Here is a 23149-nt window from a genome sequence, read left to right as displayed (position 1 = left end):
TGCCGAGCGGCTTTTTGCGGTGCAACAATGCAGATCCTTTGGAGAGAAGCGGCTTGCACAGCGGGCCGGGATTGGTCATGACAAGCCATGACCTCTGCAAAAAATTCTTTTATCCGCCTCGACCAGCTTCTGGTCGATCGTGGCCTTGCTGCCAGCCGCTCGCGCGCCCGCGACGCGATCATGCGCGGCACCGTGAGCGTCGATGGCGCCATCGTTTCGAAGCCCGGCACGACCGTTGCACCCGATGCCGAGCTTTCGACCGTCGATCCGGCGCGGGATTACGTGTCCCGGGCGGCGCTGAAGCTGATCGCCGCGCTTGACAGCTTCAACCTGGACCCGGCGGGCTGCGAATGCCTCGATATCGGCGCCTCCACCGGCGGCTTCACGCAGGTGCTTCTGGCGCGCGGCGCCGCGCATGTGACGGCGGTCGATGTCGGCCACGGGCAGATGCATCCTTCCATCGCCGAGGACGAACGCGTCACCTCGCTGGAAGGGCTGAATGCGCGCGGCATGGAACGCGAGGATATCGGTGATCGCACCATCACCTTCGTCGTCTCGGATGTCTCCTTCATCTCGATCCGGCTCGCCCTGCCCCCGGCGCTGGAGATGGCCGAGCGTGGCGCCCATTGCGCGCTGCTGGTCAAGCCGCAGTTCGAGGCGGGCCGCGAGGCGATCGGCAAGGGCGGCCTGCTCAAGGATCCGGCCTCGGCGCCGGATGTCGCGGCCGGGCTGGAGCGCTGGCTGGTTGACGAGATGGGATGGGAAAGCCTCGGCCTCATCCCCTCCCCGATCGCCGGCGGCGACGGCAATGTCGAATTTCTTCTGGCAGGACGAAAGCCATGAGCGCGGAAACGCTTGCGATCACCGCCCTTGCCCCCAAGGGCGACGGGCTGGCCGCCGGACCGAAGGGGCCGGTCTACGTGCCCTTTACCGTGCCCGGCGACGTGATCACCGCCGCCATCAATGGCACGGACGGCACGCTGATGGCGCTGAAGGAAGCGTCGGCGAACCGTATCGCGCCTGCCTGCCGGCATTTCGGGCCGGATGCGCCGGGCGGGGCTTGTGGCGGCTGCACGCTGCAGCATGTGGCGCCCCCCGTCTATGAGGCATTCAAGCACGCGCTGGTCAGCGATGCGCTTTCGGGCCTCAGCCCGGCTGTCGCCGTTGCGCCGCTGGTTCCCGCTGCGCCCGGCGAACGGCGACGGCTTGTGCTGAGCTGTCGGCGGACGGAAAAGGGCCTCGTGCTCGGCTTCAACAGCATGGGCAGCCATACGCTCGTCGATATCGACGAATGTCCCGTGGCGCTGCCGGTTCTCGTGGCGCGCCTTCCCGTCATCCGCCGCATCGCCGCCGCCGTGGCGACGGGGAGCGAGACCTTCAAGGTGACCGTGCTCGACACGCTGACGGGGCTGGACCTTTCCTTCGAGGGGCAGCGCAAGATGTCGGAGGCGCAGCGCCGCCAGGCGGTGGATGCCGTCCTGAAGGCAAAGGACGTGGCGCGCGTCGTCGTCGATGGCGAGATTCTGGTCGAGCCGCGCAAGCCGATGGTGGATTTCGGCGGCGTGTCCGTCGTGCCGCCGCCCGCCCCCTTCGCACAGGCGAGCGCGCGTGCGGAAGAGGAGATGGCGCGGCTGGTGCTCGCCCATCTCGGCAAGGCCAAGCGCGTGGCGGACCTCTTTGCCGGCATGGGTACCTTTGCGCTGCGGATCGCGCGGCAGGCCCGCGTGCATGCGGTGGAAGGCGACGAGAAGGCCATCAAGGCGCTCGATACCGCCGCCCGCGGCACGCAGGGGCTGAAGCCGGTGACCGTCGAGCGCCGCGACCTTTTCCGCCGGCCGCTGATGACCGCAGAACTGAAAGCCTATGACGCCGTCGTCTTCGACCCGCCACGCGCCGGCGCCGAAGCCCAGTGCCGGGAAATGGCGCGCAGCGCGGTGAAAACCATCGTCGCCGTTTCCTGCAACCCGGCGACCCTCGCCCGCGACCTCGCCATCCTCACGGCCGGCGGCTACCGCATCGACACGGTGACGCCGATCGACCAGTTTCTGTGGAGCACCCATGTGGAAGCGGTGGCGACGCTGACGAAGGGGTGACGGGGTTGGGGGATGTGCCGGAGTTGCGGGCGGGATCGTGAGGGGGTGATGGCGGTGCCTTGCTGCGGCGCATCCCACAACCTCCGTCATGCTCGGGCTTGACCCGAGCATCCATACGGCAACCTGAGCGCTCGCGGCGTGGATCCTCGGGTCAAGCCCGAGGATGATGGTTGGTGGTGGGATCACCGTTGCGGACGTTGGCCGCCTGCGTCTTCACAATGGAATTTGTGACGGAAATCAAGGCGGCCCCTCACCGCCCCGGTGACAGCACCGCGGCGAGCGTCGGCTTCTTCAATCCCCACGCGTCGGCCAGATGCCGTGTCGAGGAAATGCCGGCGTCGAGCATGTAGTCACCGGCGATTTCGCGGGCGCGGGGGCCGGTGCCGGCCTTGAGCGGCGTGCCGTGGTCCATGCCCTCGATGCGGTAGAGGGTGACCCGGGGCTGGCCCTTGGCATCGGCCCAGACGGTGCGCTGGTGGCCGTCCACCTTTTCCGTCCGGCCCGCTTCCGCAGACAGACCGTGGACGTCGCGCCACTGGGCGAGCAGCGCCTCGGCATTGGCGAAGGTGACCGTGCGATCGTCCGTCCCGTGCCAGATGGAGACCGTGGGCAGGCGTTTGGGCAACGGCTTGCCGGTCGCCTTGCGCACGAGGTCACCCCACTCCTCGGCCGTGCGCTGCGGCGGCGCGCGCATGGCATCGATGGCGCGGGAGACGTCGCGGGCCGCGCCGAAGGGCAGGCCGGCGATGATGCCGGCGCCGGCAAAGAGTTCCGGATAGGCGGAGATCATCGCCGCGGTCATGGCGCCGCCGGCCGAGAGGCCGGTGATGAAGATGCGGCGGCGGTCGAGCTTGTAGAGCGCCACCATGCGGGTGATCATCTGCCGGATCGATCCGACCTCACCGCGATCGCGCGTAACATTGGACGGACGAAACCAGTTGAAGCAGACATTGGGATTGTTGGCACGGCGCTGCTCGGCAAAAAGGAGCGCAAAGCCGCGCTCGCGGGCCATATGCGTCCAGCCGGCACCGCGCTCGTAGTCCTCCGCATTTTGCCGGCAGCCATGCAGCACGACGACGAGCGGCGCGTGGCGCGGCAGATTCTGCGGCACATAGGCAAACATCTTCAGCCGGCCCGGATTGGTGCCAAAACCAGTGATTTCCGTCAGCCTTGGCGGGGCGACGGGGCGTGCGAAGGCGGACAGCGTATCGGCCTGGAAGGCGAGCACGGCACGCGAGGCGGTCGCCACGCGCGACATGCGCTTTTCCCATCGCTTCTGCTGCGTGAGCAGGCGGGACAAGGATTTGCGGAAGCTGGACGGCATGATGCGGCGGGCCCTTTCGTCAGACGTGAGGCGCCCCTCCCCTCGGCTCTCCCTGCCGATCTCCGCGCGCCTGCAGTATATGGCCTGCCAGATGGCAGGGACAAGGCAATCACGCCGGATTGGCACCTGCCATGCGCCGTCTGCAGGGCCGCCCGCGCATGGCCTCAGCCGCGGCGCATGAAGGCCTCGAAGGCGGCGCGGGCCTCGGCGCTCTTCAGCCGTTCCGCGAAGAAGGCCGCCTCCTCGTCGATGCGGGCGAGGACCTCGGACGTATCACCACGCAGCAGTTTGCGGGCAATCGCCAGCGCTTCTGGCGGCTTCTTCGCCAGGCGGTCGGCTGCCGCAAGGGTCTCCGCCTCGACGGCCGGCGGGGCGACGACGGCGCGCACCAGTCCCGCCTCGCGGGCTTCCGGCGCGAGGAAGACGTCGCCCGCCGCCAAAAGCGCGAAGGCGCGCTGATGGCCCATGATGCGCGGCACCAGCAGGCTGGAGGCCGCTTCCGGCACCAGCGCCAGATCCACGAAGGGGGTGCGGAACTGGCTGCGGTCGGAGGCGATGGTCTCATCGCAGTGCAGATGAATGGTGGTGCCGATGCCAATGGCAAGGCCATCGACGCCGGAGACCAGCGGCTTTGCGTAGGTCGCCAGCGCCTTCAGGAAGTCGATCACCTCGCTGCCCATGCTGCCGCCCATGGCAAAGGCGAGGAAATCGGACATGTCGTTGCCGGCCGAAAAGCAGCCCTCGGAGCCGAGGAAGACCGTGACACGCACGGCAGGATCCGTATTGCTGGCCGTCAGCGCTGCCGTCATGGCCGCATACATGGCGCGGGTGATGGCGTTCTTCTTTTCCGGACGGTTGAGGCGGATGACCTCAACGCCCGGATGGGCCTCGGGACGCTCAATGATGACGTGATCGGTCATGGTCGTGATCGGCTCTTTCGGTTCGGGGTCAGGCGAGCGCCACACGGGCGGCTTCGAGGCTTTCGGCGCCGGCGATGACGCGGTCCTTCAGCGCCGCCGTCTCCGCCAGAAGGTTTTCCGCCGTGAAGCGGGCGAGCGCTACACGCGCATCGCCTGCGGCATCACCGGCATCGGCAAGGCCCGCGCTGGCGAGATAGGCGCCGGTCAGAACAAGGCCGAAAAGACGCTGGTAGGGCGTGGCGCCGGCGAGCGCCGTTGCCGTCTGGCCGGCTGCAAGCTGCGCCAGCAGCCAGTCGGTCGTTTCGGAAAGATCGGCGATCGCGGCTTTCAGACGGGCGGCGCTCTCTCCAAAGGCCGGACGGTTGGAGGCGGCGACGGCATCGGCGATCTCGCCGAGTTCGCCGATATAGCCCTTCACGTGATTGCCTTCCGACAGAGGCAGCTTGCGGGTGACGAGGTCGATGGCCTGGATGCCGTTGGTGCCTTCGTAGATCGGGGCGATGCGGGCATCGCGCAGCAGGCGGGCCGCGCCCGTCTCCTCAATGAAGCCCATGCCGCCATGCACCTGCACGCCGAGGGAGGCGACATCGACGCCGGCATCGGTGCCGAAGGACTTGGCGATCGGGGTGAGCAGGCTGGAACGCTCCTGCCAGTGGCGGCTGTCATCGCCCTCCGTCGCGTGCGCCATGTCCACGGCGTGGGCGCAGGCATAGGCGATGGCGCGGGAGCCCTGCGTCAGAGCCTTCATGGTCAGCAGCGTGCGGGCGATATCGGGATGTTCGATGATCGGGCTCATGCCGCTGCCAGTCCAGCCGGGCGCCTTGCCCTGCGTGCGCTCGCGGGCATAGGCGATGGCCTTCTGCGTGGCGGCCTCGGCAATGGCGACACCCTGCATGGCGACGGCGAGACGGGCATTGTTCATCATCGTGAACATGCAGTTGAGACCGCGGTTCTCCTCGCCGATGAGGTAGCCGATGGCGCCCTTTTCGTCGCCGAAACGCCCGTCGCCATAGATCATCGTGCAGGTGGGCGAGGCATGGATACCGAGCTTGTGCTCGACCGAGTGGCAGAAAAGGTCGTTGCGGGCGCCGAGCGAGCCGTCCTCATTGACGAGGAACTTCGGCACCAGGAAGAGCGAGATGCCGCGCGTGCCGGCCGGCGCATCCGGCAGGCGGGCGAGGACGAGGTGGACAATATTGTCGGTGAAATCGTGTTCGCCCCAGGTGATGTAGATCTTCTGGCCGAAGATGCGGTAGGTGCCGTCGCCGGCGCGCTCGGCGCGGGCTTTGAGGACACCGAGGTCGGAGCCGGCATGGGGCTCGGTGAGGTTCATGGTGCCGGTCCACTCGCCGGAGACCATCTTCGGCAGATAGGTCGCCTTCAGCGCGTCCGAGCCGTGCTTTTCCAGGGCCTCCACCGCGCCCATCGTGAGCGTCGGGCCGAGCGCGAAGGCCATGGAGCCGGAATTCCACATTTCGAGCGCGGCGACATGCAGCATGTGCGGCAGGGCCTGCCCGCCGAATTCCTCCGGCGCCGTCAGACCGTTCCAGCCGCCGGCGACCCAGTCGCGATACATGTCGCGCCAGCCGTCCGGCGTCACGACTTCGCCATCGACGAGGCGCGAACCCTGCTTGTCGCCGACCGGCCCGAGGGGGGCGACGACATCGGTGGCGTAGCGGCCGGCCTCCTCCAGGATGGCATCGACCAGATCCTCGCTGAGATCGCCGAGGCGACCGGCATCGAGCGCGGCTTTCAGGCCTGCCACATGCTTCAGCGCGAAGGCAATCTCGGAAACGGGGGCCTTGTACATCATCATCCTCCTCAAGCGGCCTGCGGCGCGGCGGCGCAGGCGGTCCGGCGTCATAGCACGTCCGTGTCCGGCGGATTGCGGCATCGTGCGGCCCTTGGCCGGATGCCCTTACCGGTCCACGACAGACAGGGTCATGGTCATCGGGCCGGCAGCGCGCGCCGCAAGCCAAACGTCGCGGCGCCTCCCGACGCCGCCTTCGAGACGAGAGAATATTGATTTTTACGTAAACGTCAACGCGGCAATTCGCCTGCAAGCGATGGTGTGGCGGGCGGAAAGGAACCGTGGCGATGCGGCCCCCACCCGGCCCGCGCGGCCCGAAAAGCCTTGGCCGGATGCCGGGCGCGCAACGCTGCGACGGGAACGGCACCGGCGGGCCGCACAGGGCCTGCTTTGCCCTTTTCAAGGGACGTGCAAGGCTGTAGAGCGACAGGCGGACACGCCCGCCCGGGCGCAGACAGATGCCGTCCGGAGGGCGTGATGAGCCTCATCTCCCAGGAAATTCCCGGCCTCGTCTGGGGCTTCCGCTTCTATCCCGGCGAGAACCGTTGCGAGCGCATTGCGCTGAATGCGCCCGTGGAAGCGGTGCTGCCCGGCGAAGGCTGGGTATGGCTGCACATGGCGCTGAGCGACGCCCGCACGCCGGCGCTGATCGAGCGCATTCCGGGCCTGACCGCCGATGCGCGCGCGACGCTCACCAGCAACGACACCCAGGCCTCCATCGCCCATGACAATGACGTGGTGCACGGCACGCTGGTGGATTTCGAGCGCACCTTCGATGCGGAGACGCAGACGATCGGCTGGCTGCACTTTGCCGTCGCCGACGGCATCATCGTCACGACTCGGCTGCACCCGCTGCGCAGCATCGACCGGGTCAAGGCCGTGGTCGAGCGCAATGCCCGTTGCCGACGGCCGATCGATCTTTTCGGCATGATCGTCGGCGAGTTCCAGCGCACGCTGATCGCGCTCGTGCTGGAACTGACCCACGAGCTCAACGCCATCGAGGACCATGTCTACGGCGAGACGGGCGGCATGCACGAGCCGGGCCTTGCGCCGCTGCGCCGCACGGCCGTTCGCCTGCATCGGCACCTGCGCACGGTGCTGGCGCTGCTCAGGCGCGCCTCGTCCGCCGAAGAGGACGAGGTGCCGGACGGGTTCCTCGATCTTGCCGAGCGCCTTGCCGACCGGCTGGAGGCCGTGGACCGGGACGTTTTCGCCTTGCAGGAGCGGGCGCGCCTGCTGCACGAGGAAATCGACAGCCAGGTCTCGGCGGAGACCAACCGCCATCTCTATATCCTCTCGCTGATGACCGCCTTCCTGCTGCCACCGACGCTCGTGACCGGCTTCTTCGGGATGAACACGGGTGGCATGCCCTTTTCGGGCGACGGAGCGATCCATGGCACCCTGGTGGCCTTCAGTATCATTTTAGGGTCGATGGGCGTGGCCTGGCTGATCCTCAGGCGGATTGGCATTCTCTGACCCACCGCGCCAGAGGCGCATTTCACCGCGACCGGAAACGGTCTCACGCCCGGTGAAATGCCAAGTGCTCAGGCTTCAAAGGTCGGTGAAGACGACCCCTATTTCGTTGATCGTCCGACGCACGACGCGGCACGGGCGGCGACCGTCCTCGTGCAGAAGTTCGAACGTTTCCGGAAGGGAGACGGTGTTTTCGACGCGGATGCGCGCGCCGGTATCCGAGAGGTCGCGCAGGATGGCGTCAATCGTCGAACGCCCGCCGATCACGAGCTTGACGCCCTTGAGCATGCGCTGCCGGGGCGTGCTTCTGGGGATTTGACCCGTCATGATTCACTCCAAAGTCTCAAGCCCGAACCTGCCGGGGGGGAGAAGACGGCGGGTTCGGCAATGGGCACTGCCGGTGGCGCCACCGGGAAGGTCGCAACCGGAACGACCCGGCTCTGTACGGCCAATCGTTACAAATTAGATATTACAGATATCTTAAAAAAGAAGGGTCACATACGGCCATGCAAGCTTCCGATGCGGCGATGACAGAAAACACGCAGAACGGGCCGGGAGATGGCTCCCGGCCCGTTCAAACGCGTGTTTCCTGGCATCTGCATCAGCCACAGACGCCGATATGCTGCGCTGTTAGCGGCTATACGGCGAGTAGCACTGCTGGCGCGGGCCGTTATAGGGCTGGTATGAGTTGTCGTAGGCGCGGTAGGACCGGTAACGGTTCTCGCACCAGGCGACGTGACGGGCGCTGACGCGAACCGCACGGTTGCTGCGGTAGACAGGGCGGCCGTCATTGAGAGCGCCGCCGATGATGGCGCCGGCCGCGAAGGCGCCGAGCGGGAACCACAGGCCGTTATGCTGGCGATAGCCACGGCGATATTCACGGTAACCGCGATGGCCGTTGTAATAGTGGCGCCCACCGCGCATGTAATAGCCGCGGCCATACTGAACCTGCTGCACCAGATTGTCGGCATTGTTGCGTTCAATCTTGACCGGTGCCGGCACGGCGAGGTTCATCGCCTGCGCCGGGACCGCGACAGAGGCGACGAGAACGACGGACAAGGCGGTCGCGACCCATTTTCTGGTTGCTGCGAACATGATGTTTCTCCCTGCGGATGGTCTTCTGATGTCGCTGAAACGTGCGGTTCGACGCATTGTTCCGCGAAGGCCGGTTCACAGAAACGAGAGCAGCATGAATTTTTTCGGTCCACCATGCGTCATGCGGACAGCCGGGAATGCTGCGGCAAGCCGGAAACGCCGCGCTTGCCATCGTCAGGGAAGTCGGCAAATCTTGATGCGGGGGCACAGGCACGTCACGACACGTGCCGCGAGATCGAAGGGGGGCGAGATGGGACGCGGGTTCACAAGGGGTCGGCGCCGAGCGAGCCAGTGGGCAAGGGACCGTCTGCTGGGTTTTTTTGTCGTGCTGTGTCTGCTCCCGGTGTTTGCCGGTATTGCGGCGGTAGCGGCGAAGGCGGAACCGCGCGTGGCCCTGGTCATCGGCAATGCCGCCTACCGCAATGCCAGTCCGCTGCAAAACACGATCGCCGACAGTGAGGCGGTTGCGGCGGCCCTCGGCCGGCTCGGATTTTCCGTCACACACCGCACCGATCTCGGAAAGGGCGCCCTTGAAGCCGTGCTGGCCGACTTCGCGGACAAGGCGACGGGGGCCGAACAGGCCGTGTTCTACTATGCCGGCCACGGGATGGAGCTCGACGGCGAGAACTACCTCATCCCGACCGATGCGCGGCTGACCACCGACCGCCGGATCGGCTTCGAGACGGTTGGCCTCAGCGACATTCTCGCCTCCATCGAGGATGTCAAAGGCCTGCGCCTCGTTCTCCTCGACGCCTGCCGGAACAATCCCTTCACCGCGACGATGAAACCCAGTCGTGGCAACCGTTCCGTCGGACGCGGCCTTGCCCGCGTCGAACCGAAGCCCGGCATGCTGGTCAGTTACGCGGCCGCGGCCGGCACCACCGCCGATGATGGGGATGCGGCGGTCGGGCACAGTCCCTACACGGAGGCGCTGCTGCATTATGTGGAACAGCCCGGCCTCGAACTGAACCTCATGTTCCGGCAGATCGCCGACCGGGTGCAGGAGCGCACCAAGGGCCGGCAAACGCCCTTCGAATACGGTCGCCTGCCCGGCATCAGCATCTACCTCAAGCCGCCGCTGGTCGAGGCGGCCCTTCCGGCTGCAGCGGCCGATCCCTGCGCAGAGGCGGCGCTGCACTGGCAGGCAATTGCCGGGGAGAATGATGCGACGCTGCTGCGCGAGCACATCGACCGGTTCCCGAACTGCGCCTTTGCCGGCATCGCCAAACGGCGTCTCGCCGCGCTGGAGACCGCCCCTCAGGCTGACGGCCCGTCGGCGACCGCGACCGCGAACGCGCAGGAGGCAGCCGGAGCGCCCGGGACGAATGCCGCCGATCCGGCTCTCGAGGTGGCTGCCCTTGCCCCGGCACCCGCCCTGGCCGTGACCGAGCCTGCCGATGGCGCGGTGGACAGCACGCTGGTCCGCGCCATCCAGACACGCCTTTCGGGCGCCGGGTGCCTCTTATCGAAGGCTGATGGTCATTGGGGGCCGCAATCACAGGCGGCCCTGTCCGCCTACCGCCGCCAACGTGCCCTGCCGGACGGCGCCGATACGCCATCGCAGGCGCTTCTTGCAGCCCTCTCCGGCGTGCCGGGACGCGTCTGCCCGCTCGTCTGCGGTAACAGGCAAGTGGAGCGGAACGGGCAGTGCGTTGCCAAGACCTGCCCCGCGGGCCGCGTGCTTTCGGCGTCCGGCGCCTGCATTCGCGAGCGCACCAAGACCGTAACGCGCGAACGCAGCACGACACCGCAGCGCCGCACAATCGAGCGGCAGCCGACGGTCGCGCAGCAGAAGGTGCAGCCCGTGCGGCAGCAGGCAGCGGAGGAAAAGCCGGTCAAGGTGCAGCGCCGCTGCCAGTCGGTGCGCGAGGCGGAACTGCACCTCGATTGCCGCCCGCTCTGACGGCGGCCGACTCTTGGCCGACGCCAAGGCTCGGAAGAAGGCCGGCCATGCATCGGGCGTGGCCGGTGTTGCGCGATCAGACCTCGACCGTCACCGGTCCCAGCGGGCGCGAGCAGCAGGCGAGGATGTAGCCTTCGTCGATCTCGTCATCGAGGATGCCGCCATTGTGGCTCATCTCGACGTCGCCGGAGAGCTTCATGACGCGGCACGTGCCGCAGATGCCGCCCTCGCAGGCGGCGCCGATACGCACGCCATGGGCGCGGGCGACCTGGAGGATGGTCTGGCCCGGCGCGCAGGCGACCTCCTTGCCGGCCAGCGAGAAGCTGACGATGGCGGCGGGTGCGCCCGGCTCGCCCTGCGGCAGCACGACGGGTTCCGGGACGGCGGGCTGGAAGCTTTCCTCATGGTAGCGGCCCATGTCGAAGCCGTTCGCTTCCAGCGCGCCCTTGACGCCACGCATGAAGGGCTCCGGGCCGCAACAGAAGACGGTGCGGTCGCGGAAATCCGGGCAGAGCAGCTTCAGCTTGTCGATATCGATACGGCCGCGCAGGCCGTGCCAGCCGTCGCGCGGCTGGTGGCCCTCGACGACGAAGCCGAGCGAGAGGTTCGGCATGCCAGCCGAAAGGCTTTCGAGCTCGGAGCGGAACAGGATGTCGCCGGGGGTGCGGGCGCAGGTGAGGAAGGCGACATCGCTCATCGGCGCGCAATCGGCCATCCAGCGGGTCATCGACATCATCGGCGTGATGCCGGAGCCGGCCGAGACGAACAGATACTTCTCGCCCGGATGGCGGGCGAAGGTGAAGTCGCCGAGCGGGCCAAAGGCTTTCAGCGACATGCCGGGCTTGAGGTTCTCGAACATCCAGCGCGTGCCGATGCTGCCACCTTGAGCCTTCACCGTCACGGCGACCGAGAAGGGCCGCGACGGCGTGGAGGAGAGCGTATAGGTGCGCATGACCGGCTCGGGGCCGACAGGCAGCTCCAGTGTCACGAACTGGCCGGGCAGGTAGCGAAACCAGCCCGGCGTTTCGGATTTGAACACGAAGGTCATCACGTCGGCCGTTTCCGCCGTCACGGCGATGCATTCCAGCCGGTGCTGGCGATCGTTGAACGGCTGGAGTTCGTCGAAATGGTGGAAGGTCGACGCGATGGTCATGGTCAGGCAACCCGTGCGATGGAGGTGGTCTCGCCCTGCAGGCGGTGGGTCATGAAAGTCGTGTACCACTCGACGAACTGCATGACGCCGCCTTCGTGTTCCGGCGAATAGGGGCCGGGCTCGTAGGCGGGCGAGCGGATGCCGAAGGCGTTTTCTTCCACGATCTGGCGATCCTGGTCGTTGGTTTCGGTCCAGACGTGGGTCAGTTCCTCGAGATTGTAATCGACGCCCTCGACGGCATCCTTGTGGACCAGCCACTTGGTGGTGACTTCCGTCAGTTCAGGACCGAGCGGCAGCACGCGGAAGGTAATGGCGTGGTCCTTCAAAACGTGGTTCCAGGTGGTCGGGTAATGGAAGAGCAGCAGCGTGCCGATGTGGCTCTGCGTGACCTGATCCGACATCAGCCGCCGGACGGCCGGGCGACCGGACATGGTGTAGCTTTCCGCATCGTTGATGAGCGGCATGCGGGCAACGCGCATCTGGCCGGTCGGGTGCATGCGGAATTCGCTCGGCAGACCGGCGGCTTCGCATTTCGCCCAGTGTTCGGCGATGACCGGATCGTCCTTGGCGCCCTGCACGCCGGTGGCCGTCGGGGCTTCCGGGTAGGTGCGGCACAGTTCCGGATGGTTGGCGGCGCAGTGGTAGCACTCGCGGTTGTTTTCCCAGACGAGCTTCCAGTTGCCCTTCTCGATGATGGTGCTCTCGAAGGCGACCTTGGTGTCCTTGAGGTTATGGGGCGCGAAATAGGGCTCCATCATCTCGCGCAGTGGCGCAAAGTCCATCGGACGTTCGGACAGGTTGATGAAGATGTAGCCGCCCGCGGTTTCGCAGGCGATCGGCTTCATGCCATGGGTCGTCTTGTCGAAATCCTCGCCCATCTGGCGGGCGAAGAGCAGCTTGCCGTCCAGTTCGTAGGTCCACTGGTGATAGGGACAGACGAGCTTGGCGGAGGTTCCCTTCTTGTGGTTGCACACGCGCGAGCCGCGATGGCGGCAGGAATTGTTCAGCGCGCGCACAACGCCCTGGCGGTCGCGGACGATGACGACGGGATAGGCGCCGACCTGCAGGGTGAAGTAGGCGCCGGGCTTGGCCACTTCGCATTCATGGCCGACAAACAGCCAGTCCTTGTACCAGACCTCCTCCAGGTCGATCTTGAAGAATTCAGGATCGGTGTAGAAGGCCTGTTCGAGGCTGTAACCGGGCTTACGGCCCTTGAGGCGCTGGAGCATGTCGCCGCGGATCGTCATGATGTCGTCGTTCCCTGCTGGCCATCGGAAGCGGGACAGCCGCTCCGGGCGTGATTTGTAGTGATGGCCAGGGCAAGGGCGGAGCAAGGGACGGCTCCGGGCATGGAGCATCCACCGCTCCAGCCGCCCACCGCAGCCGGTCGTTTCGCTTCAAGGCTGGTTTCCGGGCTCCAGAGCCGCCCCTTTACCGGGACCCGGACGGCGCCTTCCCAGGTTCCCCTCGCCGAAGGGATTTCCCAGTGGCCTCCTGCCGTTCGTCGTGCTCTGCTACCGTTGCGGGGGCAGCGCCGGATTTTTGACCGGCTTCCCAATTCTCCGCCCTCCCTAAGGGCGGCACCTCGAATGGCTTCATCTAATCCGAGAGCCGCGCGTCGCAATATCCTGAATGCGCCAAGCCGCACGCTTTTGACGACAGGCCGAAAGATGTTCGCTTCCGCCCTCTAACCGATTAGAAACACGTAACTTTTCCGGATGCGCATCAATCGCGCAGACACCCGCCCAAGCCTTGGGCAGATGCCTCAGAAACAGTCGCCTGCAAAACGCGACACGCGCGCCGCTTCGCGGTAGCACCGGCCACGCAAGCCTCGGACCATGCCCGCATGTTTGGGTGTTTCAAAATGACCACCCCTCCCGATTGGGGACAGTTTCACATCAAGGTCTCGTTAAACGGAGCCTTCTAATATGGAGCATCATGGCCGATGGGACGCGGCCGGTGGCTGCGGATGACGACGAGCATGAGCAAGCTCAGATATTACGACAACGCCTCCAAATCGCCGGCCGGCAAGATCGGCCGCGCCATCTACACCGAATTCCTGCGCACCGGCCGCATCGACCGCAAGCCGGAGGACTGGAACCAGCAGGAGCGCCGCTACCTGACCCATGCGGAGGTGGCGGCCCGCACCGGCAAGCGGCTCGAAGCGGCCGGCGAGACGACCTGCGCGCGGATCAACGGCTTTCACAAGGCGATCCGCTTTCCGAAGCTCATCTTTCACCGCACGCTGTCCGACAGTCCGCACCTCGGCTACTGTCACGTGACGGCGGCACGCACGCGCTTTCCCGGTGCCAAGAGCGACATTACCTGGTCCTTCTATCTCGCCAATTTCTTCGCCGAGATCGGCGCGGATGACGAACAGTTCTTCCGCCGGGTCAGCCTTTCCTATTCGCGCATGTATTTTGCAGTCGCCACCGAGCCCGGCCAGGCAGGCGGCGACCTGACGATCAACCGCACCATCCGCCCGAACGGCGTCCTCTTTCAAACGCATGATCCCAAGGATGCGCTGAAGAACGTGCTGCTGCTCGGCGCACGCAACGAGGACCTGCGCAAGATCGTCAAGGCGCTGTAGCGCGCCTGCTTTTGCCGCTTTGGCATTTCTCTTCACCGACGAATGCGCTAGGGGATGGTGCAAAGGGCGCCGTGCGGTGCTCCCCAGTCGGCGCTTTGCTTGCGCTCCCTGCGTCATCCTCGGGCTTGACCGAGGATCCATGCGCCGTTCGCCTGCGTGGCTGTGGATCCTCGGTCAAGCCCGAGGATGACGGCGGTGGAGATTGGCGCCGCTGACAGCAGAGGGTTCGCGCTGCGGAGCGCGCGTTGCGGACGCTTGATGCCACCGGGGACGCGCCTTCCGGCGGTGCTTCTTCGACACAGGACAAGGTGCAACGCATGGCACGGATCATCGATGTAAGACGCGACCCGGACGGGGCGATTGCGGCGGCGCTCGACGTTCTGTCGCGTCGGCTTCCGGTCGCCATACCGACCGAGACCGTCTACGGGCTGGCGGCGGACGCGACCGAGGCGGAAGCCGTCACCCGGATTTACGAGGTGAAGGGCCGGCCGCGCTTCAACCCGCTGATTGCCCATGTCGCCGATCTCGCCATGGCGGAGCAGCATGCCGTTTTCGATCCCGTCTCCCGTCAGCTTGCCGATCGCTTCTGGCCCGGGCCGCTGACGCTCGTTCTGCCCCTCAAGGCCGACAGCACCATCCATCCGCTGGCGACGGCCGGGCTCGACACGGTCGCCATGCGGATGCCGGACGGCTTTTCCCGGCGCGTCATCGCCGCTCTCGGACGCCCGCTCTCGGCGCCAAGCGCCAACACCTCGGGGCGGATCAGCCCGACGAGCGCGCAGCATGTGGAAGCCGATCTCGGTGCGCGGATCGAACTCATTCTCGACGCTGGTGCCTGCGTGGTCGGGCTGGAATCGACCATCGTGAAGGTCGAGGACGGCCGCATCCGCCTGCTGCGGCCCGGCGGGCTCGATGCCGCAGAGATCGAGGCGGCGACGGGGATCGCCGTGGAGCGGCCTGAGACCTCCGGTGCAGCCATCGTCGCGCCCGGCATGCTCGCCTCCCACTATGCGCCCGACGCGCCGGTGAGGCTCGAAGCCACCCATGTGGAGCCCGGCGAGGCGCTGATCCGTTTCGGGCCGGAGCCGGTCGCCGGAGAGGAGATGGCCCATGCCGTCTTCAATCTCAGCCCCGGCGGCGACCTTCGCGAGGCGGCTGCGGCTTTGTTCGACATGATGAAGCGGGCCGATGCCAGCGGCGCGCGGCGCATCGTTTTCGGACCGATCCCGCGACAGGGACTGGGCGAAGCCATTCACGACCGGATCGAGCGCGCCGCCGCGCCCCGCGCCTGACCGCGACAACGAGGACCTGCCCATGATCGACGATGCCCTGATCGACCGCTTCCGCGCCATCGTCGGCGCGCAAAACATGGTGACCGCGAAAGCCGATCAGGAGCGCTATATCCACGACACGCGCGGCCTCTACACCGGCCAGACGCCCGCGGTGCTGAAGCCAGGCTCGACGGCAGAGGTCGCGGCGATCCTGAAGCTCGCGAGCGAGACTGGCACGCCGATCGTGCCGCAGGGCGGCAATACGGGCCATGTGGCCGGGCAGGTGCCGCGCACGGGTCTTGATGACGTCGTTCTGTCGCTGGAGCGCATGAACCGCATCCGCGACGTGGACCCCGTCGGCAACGTGCTGGTGGCGGAAGCGGGCGCGGTGCTTGCCGACATCCATGCGGCGGCGGAGACGGTCGAGCGGATCTTTCCGCTGTCGCTGGGATCGCAGGGCAGCGCCCAGATCGGCGGCAACCTTTCCACCAATGCCGGGGGAACGGCGGTGCTCGCCTATGGCAACATGCGGCATCTGTGCCTCGGGCTGGAGGTGGTGCTGCCGACCGGCGAGATCTGGAACGGGCTCAGACGGCTCAAGAAGGACAATACGGGCTATGATCTGCGCGACCTCTTCATCGGCGCGGAAGGCACGCTCGGCGTCATCACGGCGGCGGTGCTGAAGCTCTTCCCCCGCCCGGCCGGCCATCAGGTGGCGATTGCCGGACTGTCAGACCCCAAGGCCGCACTGACCCTTTTCGGCATCGCGACGCGCCGTGCCGGCCCGGCCCTGACAGGCTTCGAACTGATGGCTGAGATCGGTGTGGATTTCACCGTGAAGCACATTCCGGGCGTGCGCCCTCCCCTTGCGACGCCGCAGCCCTGGTACGTGCTGATCGATGTCTCGACGTCGGACGCGCAGGACAGCGCCGATGCGATCGTGACGGCGATCCTGGAAGAAGCCTACGCCGCAGACCTCGTTGCGGACGCGGTGATCGCCCAGAACGAGACGCAGCGGCGCGCCTTCTGGCACATGCGCGAGAGCATGTCGCCGGCCCAGAAGCCGGAGGGCGGATCAATCAAGCATGATGTGTCCGTGCCGGTCGCGTCCATTCCGGCCTTTCTGGCCGAGGCGGATCAGGCGGTGATGGCGATGGTGCCGGGGGCGCGGATCTGCGCCTTCGGGCACATGGGCGACGGCAATATCCACTACAACATCTCCCAGCCCGTCGGCGCCGACAGCCGCGCCTTCCTCGACCGCTGGCACGAGGTCAGCGACCGGGTCCACGCCATCGTCAGGGCCCATGCCGGCTCGATTTCCGCCGAGCACGGCATCGGTCAGCTCAAACGCGACGAACTGGCGGCGATCCGCGAGCCGATCGAGATCGACCTGATGCAGCGCATCAAGGCCGCCTTCGATCCGGCCGGCATCATGAACCCGGACAAGGTCCTGCAGCAGCGCCTCTGAGTGGCGCCACGCATCACCCGGCGTTAAAGGCCGCCCTGGCGCAACTGCGAGAGGGTGAAGAGCGTATCGGCGCTGATGCCGCCGCTGCCGCCGAAGATGGCGAGTGCCGGCGAGCCGGTATCGTTGGCCAGATCGTAAAGGGCGGTGAAGCGCTTGACGATCTTGCTGACCTCTTCCGGGTCCTGCAGATCCTTGATGTTCAGGACCTTGTCGATCTGGGTCTTCTGGATCTCCACATCCGCGCTCGACATTTCCTTCGGGATGCTGAAGGTCGTCTGCACGAAGGACAGCAGCGCGGGATCCGCGAGGATATCGTAGGCCGATGAGAGCGAATCGGCCTTGCGCTGGAAGTAGAGCGCGAGGCGCACGCCTTCGTTCTCCGCGCCGGCGTCCTGCTCGAGCGTCTGGTTGAGGTAGAACTGCTGCGTTTCCGCCACGCCGCGCTGGGTCTGGATCTGGCCTTCCGGACGACGGGTGATCTTGCCGTCGCCATCGAAATTGAAGGAGGCGACGATCACGCGGTAATCGCGGTTGGTCGTGGTGTTGATGGCGCTCCTCGGATCGTTGGGATCGGAAAGGAACATCTTCTTGAGATCTGCGGTCGTCACCGTTTTCGGATCGATGTCATAGGCCGTCAGGACGAAGTCGACCAGGCGACGATCCTTGAGGAAATCATCGAGCTTTTCGACGCCGGAGATCTTGGAGCTGTAATAGGCCGCCTCGTCTTCCGCCTTCTTCTTCTCGGCGTCCGTCCCGAAACGGCTCTTTTCCAGGACGTATTTCTTCGAGACATTGAGAATTTCGGACTGATCCTGCGCCAGCCGTGGCGCTGTCGTCTCGCCGTCCGCCTTGAAATTGAACGCCTTGGCGAAGGCGAGCAGCCGCTCGTCCCCGAGTTTGTTCACATAGCTGGCGGGATCATTGAGATCGCTCGTCAGAACCTTCTTCAGGGTGCGGGCGGTATATTCCTCCGGCTTGATGTCGAAGGCCGTGAACGCAAGGCTCATCATGCGCTGGCTGGCGAGGAGGTCGTCCACCGTCTTGATGGTGCCGACTTCCAGCTTGAAGCGGCTGATCAGATCCTCGTCGGCGGCATCGTCCTTGTCGTCATAGAAGGAGAAGTAGCCGCCGGACGTCGTTTCGATCTGCTGGGCGGTCTGCGCCACGTTGCCGGCAGCAATCGTGCCGTCCGCTTCGAAGTTGAAGGCGGCGCGGAGCGCCTTGTAGGCCTGGTTGAGCTCGCCGCCCTGGGTATTGACGTAGCTTGCGGGGTCGTTCGGATCGCTGGTGACGATGTTTTCGAAGGTCGAGGTCAGCGTGCTCGTCGGCAGGCCGAACCCGGTGAGGATGATGGAGAGCAGGCGCGGGTTCGACTTGATGTCATCGACAGTGGTCACCGAGCCGATCGTGTTGCGGTAATACTCGTCGTTGAGCAGCGCCGCGGCGCGGGTGGCGCGCGTGCTGCCGTTGAGAATATAGCCTTCCTCGATCACCTTCTTCTGCGTGTCGTTCTGCGGCAGGGTGCCGGACGCCAGCGTGCCATCCGTCTGGAAATTGAAGGCGGCATTCAGCGCCCTGAACTTGTCGAGCGTCTGGGTATCGTCGCCATAGTCCAGCGTGTTCAGGTAGCTGCCGGGGTCGTTGGCGTCACTTGTCAGCACCTTCTTCAGGTGGTCGAAGGACACGTAGGTCGGGTCGATCTGCAGCGCTTTCAGCGCGATATCCTTCAGACGCGAATTGGTCAGGAGCTCGTCGACCGTGGTGACGCTGTCGATGACGGCGCCGTAGTAACGGGTATCGTCCGTCAGCGTCTCGGAAAGGGTCGCGATCTTATTGGTGTAAAGCCCGATGATGCTGTCGGTCTGCGCGTCCGTCTGGGCGACGGCGGTCGCCTTGGAGAAGTCGAAAGCGGCGGCGAACTTGCGGTAGCGGTCGTCGGACAGCTTGTTGGCAAAACTCGCATCGTCCGTCAGATCGCTTTCCAGCACCTTCTTCATGAAGGCTTTCGCATAGGTCATGTCTTCGAGACCATGCGCCTTCATGGCATAGGAGTAGAGCCGGTAATCGTCCAGAAACTCATCGACCGTCGAAACCTTGCCGATATTGGCCTTGTAATATTCGGCGTCGCGCGCCACCAGCGTCTGCTTGGCAACGCGATTGAGGCTCGCGTTCATGTCGCGCGCGATGAGATTGTAATCGAGAAACGTCGTTGCCAAAGGGGTTCTCCGGGCCTTTCGAACCACCGCCGGCGCCCGTGCGCCTGAAGCGATCCTGTCTCATTTCGCCGCGTATCGCCTCATGCGGGCCGGGCGCTCATCGACAAGGCGGTATCGTGCCGCGCCGGCTCCACAGGCGACCATGCCCTATCAGTCCTTGCCATCGCGTTAACCGGTACAGATCCGGCGCATGCGCACGCACCCCGCCCTGTCTCGGGACGGTGGGCCCGCAGCCTTGTGCGAGGCTGTTCAGGCCGGTTTGCGAAAATGACCGGCAAAAGCTTCACGAACTGGCAACCGTGACGGGTTGGCTTTCGCTAACCATCGGAAACCGCAAAGTTTTCTTAACCGCAAAAATTAAGCGCCCTCAAAGTGGCGGTCCGTAGATTGCAGTCACAGAGGACGGAAAACGTCCCGACGAGAAGACTGCGGAAAGCGGCTCTCACGGTAAAACAAGGGCGAATACACAATGCGCAATACACTGACCCAGCCGGCATGGCTCGGAAACACACTGCGGCTCGATCCGATGCGTTTTCCGCAACAGGCCAATTACGCTCTTCCCGGGCATCCGGGCACCGTCTCGATCCAGCTCGACGAACGCGGTGCCGTGCTGCGCAAGATCCTTCCCACAAGCGGCCTGCCGCTGTCGATCGCGCTGCCGGCCCGTGCCTTCAAGGGCGTTGCGGCCCGTGCCATCGACCATGGCAACGGCCTGGTGACCGTCACGCTGGAACTGCACCACGACGATCCGGACCTGTGCATCCCGCTTCTGGTGGCCCATGACCTGTCCGACATCGCCGCGGACTGGCGTGCCTGGTCGCAGGCCTATCACATTCCGATGCTGATGGTGGAGGCCGACGGCGTTGCCCGTCCGCTCGAGGAGCATCTGGGCGAGGTTCGCACCAGCCGTCCCCGGCCCCGCCGCCGCTATGCCTACTTCGCCGATCGCCGGCCGCGCTTCCTGGTGCGCCGCTCCACCGGCAAGCTCGGCGTTGCCCTCAGGATCGACGGGCGCGAGATCATCGCCCGGTCCTGATTTCAGCCACATTTCCTCCGGTGCAAAAGACCGACCGACCCCCTGCGGTCGGTTTTTTGTTTTGAAAATACAGTTTGTTACCCTGGTGACAGGACCCCCGCCACGTTCGTGCCATAGCCCATCCATAGCGTTTGCCACGACAGGCTTTGCCACCACAGACAAGGAGGTCCCCGATGCGCCAGATGATCACCCGAATTGCCAGCCTGGCCCGCATTCTCGCCGCCGCCTATCTGCGCCGCGACCGCCGCTCGAAGAGCACCGGGCCGAGCTGGGCCTGATCAGACCAGAAGCCGCCAGACGAGGGCGGCGAAAAGGCCCGCAAACAGGATGAGGCCCACCGTGCCATTCAGGCGGAAGAGCGCCAGGCAATCGGCGGGATCGCGGATATCCAGCACCAGGATCTGCCAGGCGAGCATGACCGCCGCGACAAGAAGCGCGAGCCAGGCGAAGAAGCCCGCACCGGCCGCGATGAAGGCAAGCGCCAGGAACAGCACGGCGGCGCCGTAGAGCGCGGCGAGCCACGGGCGCGGGCGATCGCCGAAACGGCGCGCCGTGGAGCGCACCCCGATCAGCGCGTCATCTTCCCGGTCCTGATAGGCGTAGATCGTATCGTAGCCGATCGTCCACAGGATGGAGGCAAGATAGAGAAAGACGGGCGCCGCGCCGAGGTCGCCGAAAGCGGCCGCCCAGCCCATCAGCGCCCCCCAGGAAAAGGCAAGGCCGAGCACGAGTTGCGGCCAGTCCGTCACCCGCTTGGCAAAGGGATAGGCGGCGACGATGACGAGCGAGGCGATGCCGAGGCCGATCGAAAAACCGTTGAACTGCAGGAGAACGACAAGCCCGACCAGCGCCTGCAACACCATAAAGAGGGTTGCGGCCTTGCGGCTGACCCGGCCGGAGGGCAACGGGCGCGAGCGCGTGCGGGCAACCGCCATGTCGATCCGGTAGTCGACGAGATCATTATAGGTGCAGCCCGCCCCGCGCATGGCGACGGCGCCGATGAAGAACAACACGAGATGGAAGAGATAGGTGCCGAAGGGTATCGGCGTCGTCTCAGCGGCCGCGCCGGCGGCGAGCGTGGCGGACCACAGGCACGGCCAGAGCAGCAACTGCCAGCCGATCGGCCGATCCCAGCGGGCGAGCTGCGCATAGGGCCAAAGACCCGGCGGCAGCACGCGGTAGACCCAGTTGCGCGAGGGCGCATCGGCGACGCGGCCGGTTTCGGGGGCCGCAGGTGTGACGGGAGTCGTGTCGGGAGCGGGTGTCATCATGCCTCCTGATTGCCGTGCGGCAGCGGTCCGGTCAAGCCGGGCGAAAGGGCGCAGGCCCATGCCGCGAGGGCCGGATCGGCACCTCTCCAGCGGCGTGGCCGCATACGATCGGTTTTCCCTTGACCTCTCCTGCCCCGCCCCTTAACCGCAGGCCATGGGCCAGACGGGCGCAGCGGCGGCGTTTCGGCGAGACAACGGAGGTGCTCAGATGAAGGTTCTCTTGATCGGTTCGGGCGGGCGCGAACATGCTTTGGCCTGGAAACTCCGGCAGTCTGCGCGTCTGACGGCGCTCTACGCCGCGCCCGGCAATCCCGGCATCGCCGAGGAAGCGACGCTCGTCGCCCTCGACACCGACAATCATGATGCCGTCATCGCCTTCTGCCAGGACACCGGCATCGATTTCGTCGTGGTCGGGCCGGAGGCGCCGCTGGTCGCCGGCCTTGCAGACCGCCTGCGCGCCGAGGGAATTGCCGTGTTCGGCCCGTCGAAGGCGGCAGCGCAGCTTGAGGGCTCCAAGGGTTTCACCAAGGATATCTGCGCGCGTTACAATATTCCGACCGGCGCCTATCGCCGCTTTTCCGAGGCGGGCGCGGCCCGCGCCTATGTCGAGCAGCAGGGTGCGCCGATCGTCATCAAGGCCGACGGGCTGGCAGCCGGCAAAGGCGTGACGGTGGCAATGACCGTGGCCGAAGCGCTTGCCGCCATCGACGACTGCTTTGCCGGCGCCTTCGGCGCGGCCGGGGCGGAAGTGGTCGTGGAAGCCTTCCTCGACGGCGAAGAGGCGAGCTTCTTCTGCCTGACGGATGGCAAGACGGCGCTGCCGCTCGCCTCCGCCCAGGACCACAAGCGCGTCGGCGACGGCGATACCGGCCCGAACACCGGCGGCATGGGCGCCTACTCCCCTGCCCCCGTGATGAGTGAGGCGATGGTCGCCCGCACCATGGCCGAGATCATCGAGCCGACGATCCGCGGCATGGCCGAAAGCGGGCACCCGTTCAGCGGCGTGCTGTTTGCCGGCCTGATGATCACGGCCAAGGGACCGGAACTCATCGAATACAATGTGCGCTTCGGCGATCCCGAGTGCCAGGTGCTGATGATGCGGCTGAAGAGCGACCTTCTGCCGATCCTCCACGCGGCGGCAACCGGCCGACTCTCGGAGGTTTCCGCCGAGTGGCGCGAGGAGGCGGCGCTGACGGTGGTGGTCGCCTCGAAGGGCTATCCCGGCTCCTACGACAAGGGTCTGCCGATCGCGGCGCTGCCCGCCGACACCGACAGTTCCAAGGTCTTCCATGCCGGCACGGCCCTCAAGGACGGGCAGTTGGTGGCGACGGGCGGGCGCGTCCTCAACGTGACGGCGATGGGCGCGGATGTCGCGTCGGCACGCAATGCCGCCTATGACGCCGTCGCTGCGGTCCGCTTCGACAATGGCTTTACGCGCTCCGATATTGGCTGGCGGGCGCTCAACCGCACGTAATTCCGGGGCGTCGCCAAAATCAGGCCGGTCGACCCCTCCGCGTCGGCCGCCA

18 protein-coding genes and 1 riboswitch are annotated in these 23149 nt (G+C 66.0%); of the genes, 9 read left to right on the top strand and 9 right to left on the bottom strand.

Annotated features, from left to right (window positions below; translation table 11 throughout):
• Positions 1 to 87 precede the first annotated feature (87 nt).
• Positions 88 to 843, top strand: coding sequence for a TlyA family RNA methyltransferase (locus F3H41_RS15290; RefSeq protein WP_149739551.1), 756 nt, complete (start codon positions 88 to 90; stop codon positions 841 to 843).
• A complete protein-coding gene (locus tag F3H41_RS15285) occupies positions 840 to 2093 on the top strand; it encodes a class I SAM-dependent RNA methyltransferase (RefSeq protein WP_149739550.1) in 1254 nt (417 codons plus the stop codon). The genes F3H41_RS15290 and F3H41_RS15285 overlap by 4 nt, the downstream gene beginning before the upstream one ends.
• 250 nt (positions 2094 to 2343) lie before the next feature.
• On the opposite strand, the gene F3H41_RS15280 is transcribed toward F3H41_RS15285, so the two are convergent.
• The 3 genes from F3H41_RS15280 to F3H41_RS15270 form a co-directional block, all read right to left on the bottom strand.
• On the bottom strand, positions 2344 to 3351 hold the full coding sequence (locus tag F3H41_RS15280; protein ID WP_244616219.1) for a PHB depolymerase family esterase: 1008 nt from the start codon (positions 3349 to 3351) through the stop codon (positions 2344 to 2346).
• Between the two features lie 230 nt (positions 3352 to 3581).
• Positions 3582 to 4337: a crotonase/enoyl-CoA hydratase family protein gene (locus F3H41_RS15275; RefSeq protein WP_149739548.1), complete on the bottom strand. Its 756-nt coding sequence runs from the start codon at positions 4335 to 4337 to the stop codon at positions 3582 to 3584.
• A 28-nt stretch (positions 4338 to 4365) separates the two neighbouring features.
• Positions 4366 to 6147: an acyl-CoA dehydrogenase gene (locus F3H41_RS15270; protein WP_149739547.1), complete on the bottom strand. Its 1782-nt coding sequence runs from the start codon at positions 6145 to 6147 to the stop codon at positions 4366 to 4368.
• Positions 6148 to 6624: 477 nt separating this feature from the next.
• Between F3H41_RS15270 and F3H41_RS15265 the strand changes: the two genes are divergently transcribed.
• Positions 6625 to 7623, top strand: a complete 999-nt coding sequence (locus F3H41_RS15265) for a transporter (protein WP_149739546.1) — start codon at positions 6625 to 6627, stop codon at positions 7621 to 7623.
• Between the two features lie 75 nt (positions 7624 to 7698).
• On the opposite strand, the gene F3H41_RS15260 is transcribed toward F3H41_RS15265, so the two are convergent.
• Entirely contained in the window at positions 7699 to 7947 is a 249-nt protein-coding gene (locus F3H41_RS15260) for a PilZ domain-containing protein (RefSeq protein WP_149739545.1), read from the bottom strand.
• A 303-nt stretch (positions 7948 to 8250) separates the two neighbouring features.
• The gene (locus F3H41_RS15255; protein ID WP_149739544.1) at positions 8251 to 8715 is read right to left on the bottom strand and encodes a BA14K family protein; all 465 of its coding nucleotides are present in this window, start codon (positions 8713 to 8715) and stop codon (positions 8251 to 8253) included.
• Between the two features lie 388 nt (positions 8716 to 9103).
• On the opposite strand from F3H41_RS15255, the gene F3H41_RS15250 reads away from it, so the two are divergent.
• Positions 9104 to 10618 (top strand): caspase family protein, encoded by a 1515-nt coding sequence (locus F3H41_RS15250; RefSeq protein WP_188129479.1) that lies wholly within the window; start codon positions 9104 to 9106, stop codon positions 10616 to 10618.
• Between the two features lie 76 nt (positions 10619 to 10694).
• Here F3H41_RS15250 and F3H41_RS15245 read toward each other — a convergent pair whose 3' ends face one another.
• Together F3H41_RS15245 and F3H41_RS15240 are read right to left on the bottom strand one after the other, a co-directional pair.
• Positions 10695 to 11771, bottom strand: coding sequence for a hybrid-cluster NAD(P)-dependent oxidoreductase (locus F3H41_RS15245; RefSeq protein WP_149739542.1), 1077 nt, complete (start codon positions 11769 to 11771; stop codon positions 10695 to 10697).
• A 2-nt stretch (positions 11772 to 11773) separates the two neighbouring features.
• Positions 11774 to 13018 carry an aromatic ring-hydroxylating dioxygenase subunit alpha gene (locus tag F3H41_RS15240; protein WP_149739541.1) on the bottom strand — a complete coding sequence of 415 codons (1245 nt, stop codon included), beginning with the start codon at positions 13016 to 13018 and terminating at the stop codon, positions 11774 to 11776.
• A 136-nt stretch (positions 13019 to 13154) separates the two neighbouring features.
• Positions 13155 to 13374, bottom strand: a riboswitch (cobalamin riboswitch).
• Positions 13375 to 13752: 378 nt separating this feature from the next.
• On the opposite strand from F3H41_RS15240, the gene F3H41_RS15235 reads away from it, so the two are divergent.
• From F3H41_RS15235 to F3H41_RS15225, 3 genes are all read left to right on the top strand, one after another.
• Positions 13753 to 14361 (top strand): DUF6656 family protein, encoded by a 609-nt coding sequence (locus F3H41_RS15235; protein ID WP_149739540.1) that lies wholly within the window; start codon positions 13753 to 13755, stop codon positions 14359 to 14361.
• Positions 14362 to 14678: 317 nt separating this feature from the next.
• Positions 14679 to 15653 (top strand): L-threonylcarbamoyladenylate synthase, encoded by a 975-nt coding sequence (locus F3H41_RS15230; RefSeq protein ID WP_149739539.1) that lies wholly within the window; start codon positions 14679 to 14681, stop codon positions 15651 to 15653.
• 22 nt (positions 15654 to 15675) lie between these two features.
• On the top strand, positions 15676 to 17100 hold the full coding sequence (locus tag F3H41_RS15225; RefSeq protein ID WP_149739538.1) for an FAD-binding oxidoreductase: 1425 nt from the start codon (positions 15676 to 15678) through the stop codon (positions 17098 to 17100).
• A gap of 23 nt (positions 17101 to 17123) precedes the next feature.
• On the opposite strand, the gene F3H41_RS15220 is transcribed toward F3H41_RS15225, so the two are convergent.
• Positions 17124 to 19316, bottom strand: a complete 2193-nt coding sequence (locus tag F3H41_RS15220) for a DUF1217 domain-containing protein (RefSeq protein WP_149739537.1) — start codon at positions 19314 to 19316, stop codon at positions 17124 to 17126.
• Between the two features lie 469 nt (positions 19317 to 19785).
• Here F3H41_RS15220 and F3H41_RS15215 point away from each other — a divergent pair, with 469 nt between their 5' ends.
• Positions 19786 to 20352: a DUF6101 family protein gene (locus tag F3H41_RS15215; protein ID WP_149739536.1), complete on the top strand. Its 567-nt coding sequence runs from the start codon at positions 19786 to 19788 to the stop codon at positions 20350 to 20352.
• A gap of 278 nt (positions 20353 to 20630) precedes the next feature.
• Here F3H41_RS15215 and ubiA read toward each other — a convergent pair whose 3' ends face one another.
• Positions 20631 to 21620, bottom strand: coding sequence for a 4-hydroxybenzoate octaprenyltransferase (gene ubiA, locus F3H41_RS15210; protein WP_149739535.1), 990 nt, complete (start codon positions 21618 to 21620; stop codon positions 20631 to 20633).
• A gap of 211 nt (positions 21621 to 21831) precedes the next feature.
• Here ubiA and purD point away from each other — a divergent pair, with 211 nt between their 5' ends.
• Complete coding sequence (gene purD, locus F3H41_RS15205) at positions 21832 to 23097, top strand: phosphoribosylamine--glycine ligase (protein ID WP_149739534.1); 1266 nt, start codon at positions 21832 to 21834, stop codon at positions 23095 to 23097.
• The last annotated feature ends 52 nt before the right edge of the window (positions 23098 to 23149 follow it).

The organism is Rhizobium sp. RU20A, from assembly GCF_900155885.1.
Taxonomy (GTDB): Bacteria; Pseudomonadota; Alphaproteobacteria; order Rhizobiales; family Rhizobiaceae; genus RU20A.
Note: the sequence above shows the minus strand (reverse complement) of the source record. Positions and strands in the feature narration are given on the sequence as shown.